Raw genomic sequence first — 13,250 nt, 5'->3', positions numbered from 1 at the left:
CAGATAGACCCTGATCTGCTTTTGCTCTTGCTTGGCCTTATAGCCGACCTGATCTTGGAAGCTGAATCCGGTCAAAAATGTGGGAGGGGGCTTGCCCCCGATAGCGCTGCTTCAGTCATGCATGTTTTGGCTGACACACTGCTATCGGGGGCAAGCCCCCTCCCACATTTTTGATCCAGGTTCTTCAGGTGGACCCGCCGAGCAACAGTGCCTGCTCCCGCGCGCACAACTCCACCACGTAATCCCACAACACCCGCAGCCGCACCGACTTGTGCAGTTCTCGGCGCGAGCTGATCCAATAGCTGCGCTGAATCCCCTCCCCCGGCAACAACGCCACCAGGTCCGGATCACCGGCCGCCATGAAGCACGGCAACACCGCAATCCCCAGCCCGGAACGCGCCGCCTGGTGCTGGGCGATCACGCTGGTGCTGTGGAACACCACTTTGGGGTTGCGGCAGAAGCTGCTGAGCAGTTTCAGTTCCTGGCTGAACAGCAGATCGTCGACGTAATCGATCCAGGCATGGGCGGCGAGGTCTTCGCGTTTTTCAATCGGCGGGGTGCGCGCCAGATACGCGCGGCTGGCATAGAGCGCCAGGCGGTAGTCGGTGAGTTTGCGCGTGACCAGTTGATCGACGCTGGGACGTTCGAGGTGGATGCTGATTTCGGCTTCGCGGTTGAGGATGCTGACGAAACGCGGCACGGCCACCAGCTCCACTTCCAACCCCGGATAGCGCTCGAACAGCCCGCCCATGCGGCTGGCGAGGAACATCACCCCCAGCCCTTCGGCCACGCCCAGGCGGATCTTGCCCAGAGGCGCGGCGGTGTGGGTCAATTCGTCTTCGGCCAGCAGCGCGACGTTTTCCATGGCTTCGGCGTGTTTGAGCAGGGCCTCGCCGGACGGCGTCAACTCATAGCCGTGGGCGTGCTGCACGAACAACGCGGTGCCGAGGCTTTTCTCGATCGCCTCGATATGCCGCGCCACGGTGGCGTGGGTGGTTTTCAGGCGTTGCGCGGCGGTGAGCAGGCGGCCGCTGCGCTGCAACTCAAGAAAAAACCGCAGGTCATTCCAGTCGAACATAGCGCCTCCAATCCGTGAGTCTGGGCCGTGCTGTTTAAAAACGCACAGCCACTGGGTAAAAACTAACATTTTTAAGACGAAAACTAACAACTAGGATGGAGCCAATAAGAAAAACAAGCGAGACCTCAGATGCCCACTGCAACTGCTGAATACGATTACATCGTCGTAGGCGCCGGCCCCGCAGGCTGCCTGCTGGCCAATCGACTGTCCGCCAACCCCGCCCACCGTGTGCTGTTGCTTGAAGCCGGTGGTCGCGACAATTACCCCTGGATTCACATCCCCGTCGGCTACCTGTTCTGCATCGGCAACCCACGCACCGACTGGTGCTTCAAGACCGAAGCCCAGGCCGGCCTGCAAGGCCGCGCCCTGAGTTACCCGCGGGGCAAGGTGCTCGGCGGTTGTTCGTCGATCAACGGCATGATCTACATGCGCGGCCAGGCTCAGGACTACGACGGCTGGGCGGCGGCAGGCAACCCGGGCTGGGCGTGGGAAGACGTGCTGCCGCTGTTCAAGCACAGCGAGAACCATTTTGCTGGCGGTTCGGCATTTCACGGCGACGGCGGCGAGTGGCGCGTCGAGCAACAACGGCTGTCGTGGCCGATTCTGGATGCCTTCCGTGAAGCCGCAGCGCAAAGCGGCATCGCCAACGTCAGCGACTTCAACCAGGGCGATAACGAAGGCTGCGGTTACTTCCAGGTCAACCAGAAGGCCGGCGTCCGCTGGAATGCGGCCAAGGCGTTCCTCAAACCGATCCGCCAACGGCCGAACCTGACGGTATTGACCGAAGTCGAAGTCGACCGCGTGTTGCTGGAAAACGGCCGCGCATCGGCAGTGGTCGGGCGTCAGCACGGCCAGTCGCTCCGTTGGAAGGCCCGTAAGGAAATCGTGTTGTGTGCTGGCGCCGTGGGTTCGCCCGGCATTTTGCAGCGTTCGGGGATTGGCCCCGCCAACGTGCTCAAGCCGCTCGGCATCAATGTGTTGCATGAACTGCCGGGGGTTGGCGGCAACCTGCAGGACCACCTGCAACTGCGGCTGATCTACAAGCTGGAAAACGCGCGCACCCTGAACCAGATCGCGGGCAGCGTGTGGGGCAAAATGGGCATGGGCCTGCGTTACCTGTATGACCGCAGCGGCCCGCTGTCGATGGCGCCCAGCCAGCTCGGTGCGTTTGCCCGCTCGGGCCCGGAACAAACCTCGGCCAACCTTGAATACCATGTGCAGCCGCTGTCCCTGGAGCGCTTCGGCGAGCCGTTGCACGCGTTCCCGGCGTTTACCGCGTCGGTCTGTGACCTGCGCCCGCAAAGCCGCGGGCGTATCGATATTCGCTCGGTCAACCCGGCGGATGCGCCGTTGATCCAGCCCAATTACCTCAGCCATCCGCAAGACCTGCGGGTGGCCGCCGACGCGATTCGCCTGACTCGACGGATCGTCGCCGCGCCGGCCCTGAGCCCGTTCAAACCGGTGGAATACTTGCCCGGCGATGCGCTGCAAACCGAAGAGCAACTGCACGAAGCCGCGGCGCGCATCGGCACGACGATCTTCCATCCGGTGGGCACCTGCCGCATGGGCAGTGACCAGGACGCGGTGGTCGACGCGCAGTTGCGGGTGCATGGCGTGCCGGGGCTGCGCATCGCCGATGCCTCGATCATGCCCCGCATCACATCCGGCAATACCTGCTCACCGACGCTGATGATCGCGGAGAAAGCCGCGCAACTGATCCTTTCACCGAACACTGTAGGAGCGAGCTTGCCCGCGAAAAACGCAAAGGCGCCGCGTTCATCCAGATTTCCCGCGTAATCGTTGGCGATTTTCGCGAGCAAGCGCGCGCCTACAGAGGAACGGAAAACAGACCGGCGCTGAGGTTGGCGCCGACAGTGGAACAACAATAAATAATCACTGTGAGGGATACCCGATGTCAGAACATGCTCAAACCCTGGGCTCGGCGGTCAGCACGAGCACCGTCAGCGAATCGAGAAAAGTCATCTTCGCCTCGTCCCTGGGGACGGTATTCGAGTGGTATGACTTCTTCCTCTATGGCGCCCTCGCGGCGGTGATCAGCAAACAGTTCTTTGCCGGGGTCAACGACACCACGGCGTTTATCTTTGCCTTGATGGCCTTCGCGGCCGGCTTTGTGGTGCGCCCGTTCGGCGCGCTGGTGTTTGGCCGCCTGGGCGACATGATCGGGCGCAAGTACACCTTCCTCGTGACCATTATCCTGATGGGTGTGGCGACGTTCTGCGTCGGCCTGCTGCCCACGTATGCCAGCATCGGCATTGCCGCGCCGATCATCCTGATCGCCCTGCGCATGCTGCAAGGCCTGGCGTTGGGCGGCGAGTACGGCGGCGCGGCGACCTATGTCGCCGAACATGCCCCCGCCGGCAAGCGCGGCCTGCACACCAGCTGGATTCAATCCACCGCCACCCTGGGGTTACTGTTGTCACTGCTGGTGGTGCTGGCCTGCCGCTACTTCACTGGCGATCAGTTCGAAGTGTGGGGCTGGCGCATTCCGTTCCTGTTTTCCATCGTGCTGCTGGGCATTTCCACCTGGATCCGCATGAGCCTGCATGAATCGCCGGCGTTCCTGAAAATGAAGGAGGAAGGCAAGGCCAGCAAGGCGCCGATCCGCGAGTCCTTCGGCAAGTGGGAAAACCTCAAGGTGGTGCTGATTGCGCTGTTCAGCATCAACGGCGGGCAAGCGGTGACCTTTTACGCGGCGCAGTTCTATGTGCTGTTCTTCCTCACGCAGTTCCTGAAGATGGACCCGGCCCTGGCCAATATGCTGCTGATCATCAGCGTGGTGATTGGCGCACCGTTCTTTATCTTCTTCGGCTGGCTGTCGGACAAGATCGGGCGCAAACCGGTGCTGATGCTCGGCCTGCTGCTGGCGACCGCGCTGTACTTCCCGATCTTCAAGGGCCTGGCGCACTACACCAACCCGGCGATGGACCAGGCCAGTCGCCAGGCGCCGATCACCGTGCTGGCCGACCCGGCCACCTGCACCTTCCAGTTCGACCCGGTGGGCAAGGCGCGTTTTGACAGCCCCTGCGACAAGGTCAAGACCTTCCTGGTCAAGCAAGGCCTGCCCTACAGCAGCGCCGCCGCCCCTGCGGGCAGCCCGGTGCAGGTGAGCGTGGGCGACGTGCGCATCGATGGCTTTGACGAGTCGGCCCTGCGCGCCGCCGTGACCCTCGCCGGCTACCCGACATCGGCGGATGTGGCGCAGGTCAACAAGGTGATGGTGGTGGTGCTGATCGTGGTGCTGATCCTGATCGCGGCCATGTGCTACGGCCCGCTGGCGGCGTTGATGGTGGAACTGTTCCCGACACGCATCCGCTACACCTCGATGTCCCTGCCCTATCACATCGGCAACGGCTGGTTTGGCGGCTTCCTGCCGACCGTGTCGTTTGCCCTGGTGGTGTACACCGGCGATATCTTCTATGGCTTGTGGTATCCGGTGGTCGTGACCGGGGTGAGCCTGGTTGTCGGGATGTTCTGCCTCAAGGAAACGCGGCATGTGGATATCGACAACAACTGACCCGACCACCTGAACACCGCAGGTCCCCTGTGGGAGGGAGCAAGCCCCCTCCCACATCTGCTCTGCGGCGCCACACAAATTGCTGTACATCCATACAGATAATGGTTGCTCAAATCCCTCGGACTACGCATCCTGCAAGGCATCAACCCGATCTGATGTGATGACCATGCGGCTGTTCCTCTGTGAAAAACCCTCCCAGGCCAAGGATATTGCGGCCGTGCTCGGCGCCACGCGCCGTGGCGACGGTTGCTGGCTGGGCAACGGGGTGACCGTCACCTGGTGCATCGGCCACCTGCTGGAAACCGCCCCGCCCGACGCCTACGACGCCAAGTACAAGCGCTGGGTGCTCGCCGACCTGCCGATCGTCCCGGACAAATGGAAGATGCGCGTCAAGCCCAAGACCGCCGCCCAGTTCAAGGCGGTCAAGCGCCTGCTGGGGGAAGCGTTGGAACTGGTGATCGCCACCGACGCCGACCGCGAGGGCGAAATGATCGCCCGCGAACTGGTGGAACATTGCCGCTATCGCGGGCCGATCCAACGCCTGTGGCTGTCGGCGCTGGACGACGCCTCCATCCGCAAGGCCCTGGCCGCGCTCAAACCCGGCGCCGAGACCTTCAGCCTGTACCACTCGGCCCTCGGCCGTTCCCGCGCCGACTGGCTGATCGGCATGAACATGAGCCGCCTGTTTACCTTGCTCGGCCGCCAATCCGGTTACCAAGGCGTGCTGCCGGTGGGCCGGGTGCAAACCCCGACCCTGCGCCTGGTGGTCGACCGTGACCGCAGCATCGCCGATTTCGTACCGGTGGCCTACTGGGCCATCGATGTCGACCTGCGCCACGCGCACATGACCTTCACCGCCCAATGGCGCGCCGCCGACGATGCCTGTGACGATCAAGGCCGCTGCCTCAACCCGCAACTCGCCCGGGACGCCGCCGACGCCATGACCCACGCCGCCAGTGCGCGGCTGGTGAAGTTGCGCACCGAACGCATGCGCGAGGTCGCGCCCCTGCCCTTCGACCTGGGGACGTTGCAGGAAATCTGCTCGAAGAAGCTCGGTCTCGGCGCCCAGGAAACCCTGGACATCGCCCAATCGCTGTACGAAACCCACAAGGCCATCACCTACCCGCGCAGCGATTGCGGCTACCTGCCATTGAGTCAGCATGGCGACGCGGCGAAGATCCTTGCCGCCCTGGGCCGTGCCGACGCGGCCGTCAACGAACTGATGCCGCATCTCGATCCCCAGCGCCGCTCACGGGCGTGGAACGACGCCAAGGTCAGCGCCCACCACGGCATCATTCCCACCGGCGCCGGCAAGGATGCCGGGCAGCTCACCGGCAAGCATCGGGCGGTCTACACACTGATTCGCGCGCGCTACCTGGCGCAGTTTCTGCCCAACCATGAATACGACCGCACCCAGGCGGATTTCGACTGTGCCGGCCAAGCGCTGCGCGCGGTGGGCAAAGTCGTCATCGAGCCGGGCTGGAAACGCGCGCTGCCCGAAGCCCTTGCACCCGCCAAAGGCCGTGAGGCGCCAGCACCGCAAGCCTTGCCGGCGCTGGTGCAGGGCCAGGATTACGCCGTTGCCAAGGTCAACCTCAAGGACCTGTGGACCCAGCCGCCCAAACCCTTCACCGAGGGCGACCTGATCAAGGCGATGAAAAACGTCGCCAAGCTGGTGGAAGACCCGCTGCTCAAGCAAAAGCTCAAGGACACCACCGGCATCGGCACCGAAGCCACCCGCGCCGGGATCATCCAGGGCCTGCTGGACCGAGGCTACCTGGTGAAGAACGGCAAGGCCCTCTCGGCCACCCCGGCGGCGTTCAGCCTGATCGATGCGGTGCCGCGCGCCATCGCCGACCCGGGCACCACGGCGATCTGGGAACAGGCGCTGGACATGGTGCAAAGCGGCGAAATGAGCCTGGAAGAATTCGTCGCCAAGCAAGCGGCCTGGATGAGCAAGCAAATCGCCCGCTGCAACGGTATGCGTATGACCATCACCGGCCCCGCCAGCCCGGCAGGCCGCGGCGCCACCCCGTGGAAGAAGAAACGCACGGCCGCGCCCCGCAAGACGGCGGCCAGCCCAAAACGGGCGAAAAAGCCGACAAGTACCGGGTAAACCATGAATAAATCCGGCGGATGACGTTTTTCGACAGCTTTAACGCCGCTTTGGTCCTTGCTCCGGCGCCGGCCGTCTAGGATTCTGTAGGGGATTGCTGACTTCCTAACAACAACACCGGAGTGGCCACCATGAAAACCGTCTCAGAAGTACTCAAAGCCAAAGACAAGCAAAACCAGGAAGTCCACACCATTGAATGGGACCACACCGTATTCGAAGCGTTGGTGGTGATGTCATCGAAAAATGTCGGGGCCTTGCCGGTCGTCAAGCAGGGTGAGGTGGTTGGCATCATCAGCGAGCGCGATTACGCACGGAAGCTGATACTCAAAGGCCTTTCTTCCGTCACCACCAAAGTCCACGAGGTCATGAGCTCTCCAGTCATCACGGTCGATGCCCACAAGACAGTCGAAGCCTGCATGAACATCATGACCGACAGTCACCTGCGCCACCTGCCGGTGGTCGTCGACGGAAAACTGCTGGGCCTGCTCTCCATCGGTGACCTGGTCAAGGAAGCCATTGCCGAACAAGCCAACCTGATCAAGCAACTGGAGCAATACATTCGCGGCGAATAGGAGAGCCCATGCTCGACATGCTCGAACATCAAGAAGACCACCTTGACACCCTGCACCGGGCCATGGCCGCACGGCGTTTTCTGGTGCTGACCGGGGCGGGGATCAGCACGTCATCAGGTATCCCGGATTATCGGGACAGCGAAGGCGTGCGCCGAGGCAAGGCGCCGATGATGTACCAGGAGTTCCTGGCCACCCCGCAAGCGCGGCGCCGTTATTGGGCACGGGCGATGCTGGGCTGGCCACGGGTACGGATTGCGCAGCCGAACCAGGCCCACCTGGCGCTGGCCGCCTTGCAACATCGCCAGCGTATCAGCGGGCTGATCACACAAAACGTCGACACGCTGCATGACCAGGCCGGTAGTGAGGATGTGATCGAGCTGCATGGCAGCTTGCATCGCGTGCTATGCCTGGATTGCCATCGGCCCAGCGCACGCGATGTGATCCAACGGTTGATGGAGGCCGAGAACCCGTACCTGGCGGGCGTCGACGCCGTGCAGGCACCCGACGGCGATACCCTGCTCGACGCAGCGTTTGAACAACGCTTTCGCGTGCCCCGCTGCCCCCATTGCGACGGTGAACGGCTCAAACCGGACGTCGTGTTCTTCGGCGAAAACGTTGCCCAGGCCACCGCCGCCAGGGCGATGGCGGCGGTGGAACACGCCGAGGGGCTGTTGGTGGTGGGGTCGTCGCTGATGGCCTACTCGGCGTTTCGCCTGTGCAAGGCGATGGTCGAGCAAGGCAAACCGGTGATTGCCATCAATCTGGGCAAGACCCGTGGGGATGAGTTGTTGCAGCTGAAGATCGCGGCATCCTGCGAGCGGTTGTTGCCGCTATTGGCAGAGCGCCTGGGATAGCCAGGGCACCGCCCCTCAAAGATCAGCGGGAGACCCGGGCAGGCCAATGAACTGCAGCGACCCACCGCACAAAAAATGACGCCTGAGTCACACCTCCTCGCATGCCCCCGTCCCCACGGCGATTTATGTAGTGATCAAAAATAATCACTACATAACCGTTGACGTAACCTTTTTGTCCTTGCATGATCTAGACGTCTCCCGGATCGGGAGCGTTGGTAACAAGCGTTTTGAACAAGCTCGTCTGACCGCCGAGCTGTTTCTTCCGGATGTGCACTGCCCACAAGGCAGATTGATGAAGCTGACCGACCCGAAGGGTTCGGTACAAGGAGCTCAAACGCTGCTTGTCTTCGTTATGAAACCATTGCGTAGCAGTTCATCAGCAAGACTACATGCATCAGGTTCAAGACCCTGCCCGTATTCGGCAGACCGTCACTGACGCCCGGTTTTCGGAACCGGAGACAACTAAGCAGTTTTAACGAATCAATTGATAGATCGCCAACTGGTCAAGGGGCTTACACATGAATCTGAACAACCAACCAACTATCGAAGAATTGGCTGAGATGTTCGCAGCGCAGAAAGACACACTCGACGACCATATCCTGTGGATTGGCAAATCGGGCAAAGTCCAAATTGACTGCCTGGCGCCCCACACCGAAGAAGCCGAGTTCGACAAAAACAACCGTGAACTGGCGGCGCGCCTGAAGATGTACCGCCGTGGCCAGGGTTATGTCGGCAAGAAAGCGGCGGCCGATCGCAATTTCATCGAGCAAGTGTTCGACACACTTAACCACGCGTGGGAGTCTTTCAAAGACAACTCGCAAGTTAAAGTAATCGACCGCTACTACTAAGTACTTCTCAACTAATGTGGGAACTGGCTTGCCAGTTCCCACATTTTTTATGCAACTTCAAAAGTTGGGGTAACGCCCTTTCCCCGCTTCATCGCGGAAAATATCAAACAACACCTGTGCCGCCGCCGACAGTTCATGCCCCGGTTTGGTCAACACACCAATCGGCCGCTCGATCACCGGATCGGTCAAGGTGATGCAATGGGCGCCCGCCTCCTGCATCTGCTGCGCACATAATGCCGGTACGGCGCTGACCCCCAGCCCACTGGCAACCATCTTGCCCACCGTCGCCAATTGATGACTCTCCAGCGCCACCGGCAATTTCATCTGCAAGGCACCCAGATGCTCCTCCAGCATCACCCGTACCGTCGAGGGTCGTTGCAGGGCAATGAACGGTTGCTCCAACAGGCTTTTCCAGTCGATTTCAGCGCGCAGTGCCAAGGGTGAATCCATGGGCACCACGGCAATGAAGCGGTCCAGGTATAACGGCGTAAACGCCAGCGACGACCCCTCGGACGGTTCGAACGCCACGCCCAACTCGACCTGGCGATCGCGGACCATTTCCAGCACCTGTTCGTTGATCAGGTCATGCACCGTCACGTTCACATGGGGGTAACGCGCGCGGAATATCTTCAGGATCGGCGGCAGCAGGTTACCCGCAAACGACGGCATCGCCGCCACCGTTACGCGCCCGCGCTGCAGGGTGAAGCGCTGGCGCAGTTCATCCTCGGCGTTGTCCCAATCGGCAATCAGCCGACGCGCCAGCGGCAACAAGGATTCCCCTTCAGGGGTCAGCGCGACATTCCGTGTATTGCGGCTGAACAAGCGCCCGCCCAGCCCTTCTTCCAGGCCTTTGATGGTCAGGCTCAGCGCCGACTGAGAGAGGTGCAGGCGCTCGCAGGCGGCGGCAAAACTCAGGCTCTGCGCCACAGCCAAAAAGGCACGAATCTGTTTGACGGTCATGACATTACTCCGGACGACGGTTCGACTATGCAGTTTTTTAAATCAATCAACCTTAAAAAACAACTTAACAAATCAATCCGTCGGCGCAACACTCGAGACATTGGCTGGCCCACTAACAATAAAAGAGGTGCATATGGCAGGTTTCGATAAACGCGTGGCGTCCTATGAAGAAGCCCTCGCAGGCCTGGAAGATGGCATGACCGTACTCGCTGGCGGCTTTGGCCTGTGCGGCATTCCGGAAAACCTCATCGCCGAGATCAAGCGCAAAGGCACCCGCGACCTGACCGTGGTTTCCAATAACTGCGGCGTCGACGGCTTTGGCCTGGGCGTGCTGCTGGAACAAAAGCAGATCCGCAAAGTGATCGCGTCTTATGTGGGCGAAAACGCCCTGTTCGAGAAGCAACTGCTCAGCGGCGAAATCGAAGTGGTGCTCACCCCCCAAGGCACCCTGGCGGAAAAAATGCGCGCCGGCGGTGCTGGCATTCCGGCCTTCTTCACCGCCACCGGCGTCGGCACCCCGGTGGCCGAAGGCAAGGAAACCCGTGAATTCAACGGTCGCCCGTACCTGATGGAAGAATCCATCACCGGCGACTTCGCCATCGTCAAAGGCTGGAAAGCCGACCACTTCGGCAACGTCATCTACCGCCACACCGCCCAGAACTTCAACCCGCTGGCCGCCACCGCCGGCAAGATCACCGTGGTCGAAGTCGAGGAAATCGTCGAACCGGGCGAGCTGGAACCGTCGCAGATCCACACCCCTGGCATCTACGTCGACCGGATCATCTGCGGCACCTTCGAGAAGCGCATCGAACAGCGCACCGTCCGCAAATAATCCCTCCAGCCCGAAGAGAACAAGAGGAACAGCACAATGGCTCTCACCCGCGAACAAATGGCTCAACGCGTCGCCCGCGAAATGCAGGACGGTTTCTACGTCAACCTGGGCATCGGCATTCCGACCCTGGTGGCCAACTACATCCCGGAAGGCATGGAAGTGATGTTGCAATCGGAAAACGGCCTGCTCGGCATGGGCCCGTTTCCCACCGAAGACACCATCGATGCCGACATGATCAACGCCGGCAAACAAACCGTGACCGCGCGCATCGGCGCCTCGATCTTCTCCTCCGCCGAGTCCTTCGCAATGATTCGCGGCGGCCATGTCGACCTCACCGTGCTCGGCGCGTTTGAAGTGGACGTACAGGGCAACATCGCCTCGTGGATGATCCCGGGCAAGCTGGTCAAGGGCATGGGCGGCGCCATGGACCTGGTGGCCGGCGCGGAAAACATCATCGTGATCATGACCCACGCCTCCAAGGACGGTGAGTCCAAATTGCTCAGCCAATGCACCCTGCCGCTGACCGGTGCCCACTGCATCAAGCGTGTGCTGACGGACCTTGCATACCTGGAAATCGACAACGGCGCCTTTATCCTAAAGGAGCGTGCCCCAGGGGTCAGTATTGAAGAGATTGTCAGCAAGACAGCCGGTAAACTAATCGTCCCCGACCACGTTCCAGAAATGCAATTCCAGTGAGGACACATTCCATGCAAGACGTTGTGATTGTTGCTGCCACACGTACCGCCGTAGGCAGTTTTCAAGGATCGCTCGCGAGCATCCCGGCACCGGAGTTGGGCGCTGCCGTAATCCGTCGCCTGTTGGAGCAGACCGGCCTCGACCCGGCCCAGGTGGATGAAGTGATCCTCGGCCACGTACTCACCGCAGGCTCAGGCCAGAACCCGGCGCGCCAGGCGTCGATCCTCGCCGGCTTGCCCCATGCCGTACCCGCGATGACCTTGAACAAGGTCTGCGGTTCGGGCCTCAAGGCCCTGCACCTGGGCGCCCAGGCCATCCGTTGTGGCGATGCCGACGTGATCATCGCCGGCGGCATGGAGAACATGAGCCTGGCCCCCTACGTATTACCTGGTGCGCGCACCGGTTTGCGCATGGGCCACGCCAAGATGATCGACAGCATGATCACCGACGGCCTGTGGGATGCATTCAACGACTACCACATGGGCATCACCGCCGAGAACCTGGTGGACAAGTACGGCATCAGCCGTGAAGCCCAGGACGCCTTCGCCGCCGCGTCCCAGCAAAAAGCCGCCGCCGCCATCGAAGCCGGCCGCTTTGCCGATGAGATCACGCCGATTCTGATCCCGCAGCGCAAGGGCGACCCGGTGGCCTTCGCCGTGGATGAACAACCGCGCGCCGGCACCACCGCCGAGTCGTTGGCCAAACTCAAACCCGCGTTCAAGAAAGACGGCAGCGTCACCGCGGGCAACGCGTCCAGCCTCAACGACGGCGCCGCCGCCGTGCTGCTGATGAGCGCCGACAAGGCCAAGGCCCTTGGCCTGCCCGTTCTGGCGCGTATCGCCAGCTACGCCAATGCCGGCGTCGACCCGGCCATCATGGGTATCGGCCCGGTCGCGGCCACCCGCCGCTGCCTGGACAAAGCCGGCTGGAGCGTCGGCGACCTGGACCTGGTCGAAGCCAACGAAGCCTTTGCCGCGCAATCCCTGGCGGTGGCCAAAGAGCTGGAATGGGACGCCGACAAAGTCAACGTCAACGGCGGCGCGATTGCCATTGGCCACCCGATCGGCGCATCAGGCTGCCGCATACTGGTGACCCTGCTGCACGAAATGATCAAGCGCGACGCCAAAAAAGGCCTGGCGACACTGTGCATCGGTGGCGGCCAAGGCGTAGCCCTGGCCCTCGAGCGCAGCTGATTCAAGAGCAACACACGAAAAGGCCCGGTTCCACGAAAAACCGGGCTTTTTTTCGCCTGTCAGTCCGCACGCGGCACCGCAAACACCGCGTTCGCCCGCGCCACGACTTTCTCCCCCACCTGCAGACTCACCGTGGCAAACGCCATTTGCCGGCCACGCTTGTGATGCTCCAGTCGTACCACGATCCACTCCCCCACTTGCACCGCGCCCAGGTAATCGACAGTCATGCTCGCGGTAATCAACGGCAATGGCGGCTCACTGGAAAACGCCATCGCGTAGCCCATGCCGATATCCGCCAGGGTCGCCAACACCCCGCCATGCACCGTGCCGCGGCCATTGGCATGGCGGTTGTCGGCGCGCAGGCCGATTTCCAGTTGCAGACCTTCACCCCGGCAATACGCCGGGCCCAACAAGTCGAGCAGCGGGCTGCTGCGCGGCAGTGAGACAAAACCTTCGGGCACGGCGTGAGCGATCATCGCGGAGTCTTCCTTGGAGTCAGGCATGAGGTGTACCCCAGGCCTCACACGGCGACCATTACCATCAGCCGCACATATCCTCTGCAATGC

The 13,250-nt window shown here is 61.8% G+C and carries 12 protein-coding genes; 9 read left to right on the top strand and 3 right to left on the bottom strand.

The features are described from left to right. Nucleotides 1-184: 184 nt before the first annotated feature. Complete coding sequence (locus AC07W0_RS27295) at nucleotides 185-1,078, bottom strand: LysR family transcriptional regulator (protein ID WP_017847052.1); 894 nt, start codon at nucleotides 1,076-1,078, stop codon at nucleotides 185-187. Nucleotides 1,079-1,207: 129 nt separating this feature from the next. Between AC07W0_RS27295 and AC07W0_RS27290 the strand changes: the two genes are divergently transcribed. The 6 genes from AC07W0_RS27290 to AC07W0_RS27265 all read left to right on the top strand — a co-directional run bounded on the left by AC07W0_RS27290 (nucleotide 1,208) and on the right by AC07W0_RS27265 (nucleotide 9,003). Further along, nucleotides 1,208-2,875 carry a GMC family oxidoreductase gene (locus AC07W0_RS27290; RefSeq protein ID WP_102617818.1) on the top strand — a complete coding sequence of 556 codons (1,668 nt, stop codon included), beginning with the start codon at nucleotides 1,208-1,210 and terminating at the stop codon, nucleotides 2,873-2,875. 115 nt (nucleotides 2,876-2,990) lie between these two features. Next, the gene (locus tag AC07W0_RS27285; protein ID WP_017847050.1) at nucleotides 2,991-4,613 is read left to right on the top strand and encodes an MFS transporter; all 1,623 of its coding nucleotides are present in this window, start codon (nucleotides 2,991-2,993) and stop codon (nucleotides 4,611-4,613) included. A gap of 166 nt (nucleotides 4,614-4,779) precedes the next feature. Continuing rightward, a complete protein-coding gene (locus tag AC07W0_RS27280) occupies nucleotides 4,780-6,729 on the top strand; it encodes a DNA topoisomerase III (RefSeq protein ID WP_102617831.1) in 1,950 nt (649 codons plus the stop codon). A gap of 131 nt (nucleotides 6,730-6,860) precedes the next feature. Further along, nucleotides 6,861-7,301, top strand: coding sequence for a CBS domain-containing protein (locus AC07W0_RS27275; protein ID WP_017847048.1), 441 nt, complete (start codon nucleotides 6,861-6,863; stop codon nucleotides 7,299-7,301). Nucleotides 7,302-7,309: 8 nt separating this feature from the next. Beyond that, nucleotides 7,310-8,155 carry an NAD-dependent protein deacetylase gene (locus AC07W0_RS27270; protein ID WP_102617819.1) on the top strand — a complete coding sequence of 282 codons (846 nt, stop codon included), beginning with the start codon at nucleotides 7,310-7,312 and terminating at the stop codon, nucleotides 8,153-8,155. A gap of 518 nt (nucleotides 8,156-8,673) precedes the next feature. Continuing rightward, nucleotides 8,674-9,003: a hypothetical protein gene (locus tag AC07W0_RS27265; protein WP_017847046.1), complete on the top strand. Its 330-nt coding sequence runs from the start codon at nucleotides 8,674-8,676 to the stop codon at nucleotides 9,001-9,003. A gap of 57 nt (nucleotides 9,004-9,060) precedes the next feature. Here AC07W0_RS27265 and AC07W0_RS27260 read toward each other — a convergent pair whose 3' ends face one another. Next, nucleotides 9,061-9,963: a LysR family transcriptional regulator gene (locus AC07W0_RS27260; protein ID WP_102617820.1), complete on the bottom strand. Its 903-nt coding sequence runs from the start codon at nucleotides 9,961-9,963 to the stop codon at nucleotides 9,061-9,063. Between the two features lie 133 nt (nucleotides 9,964-10,096). On the opposite strand from AC07W0_RS27260, the gene AC07W0_RS27255 reads away from it, so the two are divergent. Genes AC07W0_RS27255 through AC07W0_RS27245 form a run of 3 tightly spaced genes read left to right on the top strand, consistent with a single transcriptional unit; the run spans nucleotide 10,097 to nucleotide 12,684 of the window. Then, on the top strand, nucleotides 10,097-10,795 hold the full coding sequence (locus tag AC07W0_RS27255) for a CoA transferase subunit A (RefSeq protein WP_017847044.1): 699 nt from the start codon (nucleotides 10,097-10,099) through the stop codon (nucleotides 10,793-10,795). 36 nt (nucleotides 10,796-10,831) lie between these two features. After that, the gene (locus AC07W0_RS27250; protein WP_010566045.1) at nucleotides 10,832-11,491 is read left to right on the top strand and encodes a CoA transferase subunit B; all 660 of its coding nucleotides are present in this window, start codon (nucleotides 10,832-10,834) and stop codon (nucleotides 11,489-11,491) included. 11 nt (nucleotides 11,492-11,502) lie between these two features. Next, the gene (locus tag AC07W0_RS27245) at nucleotides 11,503-12,684 is read left to right on the top strand and encodes an acetyl-CoA C-acetyltransferase (protein ID WP_046384023.1); all 1,182 of its coding nucleotides are present in this window, start codon (nucleotides 11,503-11,505) and stop codon (nucleotides 12,682-12,684) included. 59 nt (nucleotides 12,685-12,743) lie between these two features. Here the strand turns inward: AC07W0_RS27245 and AC07W0_RS27240 are convergent, their stop codons facing one another. After that, nucleotides 12,744-13,160 (bottom strand): PaaI family thioesterase, encoded by a 417-nt coding sequence (locus AC07W0_RS27240; RefSeq protein WP_017847042.1) that lies wholly within the window; start codon nucleotides 13,158-13,160, stop codon nucleotides 12,744-12,746. Nucleotides 13,161-13,250: the final 90 nt, after the last annotated feature.

The organism is Pseudomonas sp. GW704-F2 (assembly GCF_059423025.1).
Note: the sequence above shows the minus strand (reverse complement) of the source record. Positions and strands in the feature narration are given on the sequence as shown.

Coding starts and splice junctions, on each gene's coding strand:
- AC07W0_RS27295 (WP_017847052.1), bottom strand. CDS start 1,078: ATGTTCGACTGGAATGACCTGCGGTTTTTTCTTGAGTTGCAGCGCAGC.
- AC07W0_RS27290 (WP_102617818.1), top strand. CDS start 1,208: ATGCCCACTGCAACTGCTGAATACGATTACATCGTCGTAGGCGCCGGC.
- AC07W0_RS27285 (WP_017847050.1), top strand. CDS start 2,991: ATGTCAGAACATGCTCAAACCCTGGGCTCGGCGGTCAGCACGAGCACC.
- AC07W0_RS27280 (WP_102617831.1), top strand. CDS start 4,780: ATGCGGCTGTTCCTCTGTGAAAAACCCTCCCAGGCCAAGGATATTGCG.
- AC07W0_RS27275 (WP_017847048.1), top strand. CDS start 6,861: ATGAAAACCGTCTCAGAAGTACTCAAAGCCAAAGACAAGCAAAACCAG.
- AC07W0_RS27270 (WP_102617819.1), top strand. CDS start 7,310: ATGCTCGACATGCTCGAACATCAAGAAGACCACCTTGACACCCTGCAC.
- AC07W0_RS27265 (WP_017847046.1), top strand. CDS start 8,674: ATGAATCTGAACAACCAACCAACTATCGAAGAATTGGCTGAGATGTTC.
- AC07W0_RS27260 (WP_102617820.1), bottom strand. CDS start 9,963: ATGACCGTCAAACAGATTCGTGCCTTTTTGGCTGTGGCGCAGAGCCTG.
- AC07W0_RS27255 (WP_017847044.1), top strand. CDS start 10,097: ATGGCAGGTTTCGATAAACGCGTGGCGTCCTATGAAGAAGCCCTCGCA.
- AC07W0_RS27250 (WP_010566045.1), top strand. CDS start 10,832: ATGGCTCTCACCCGCGAACAAATGGCTCAACGCGTCGCCCGCGAAATG.
- AC07W0_RS27245 (WP_046384023.1), top strand. CDS start 11,503: ATGCAAGACGTTGTGATTGTTGCTGCCACACGTACCGCCGTAGGCAGT.
- AC07W0_RS27240 (WP_017847042.1), bottom strand. CDS start 13,160: ATGATCGCTCACGCCGTGCCCGAAGGTTTTGTCTCACTGCCGCGCAGC.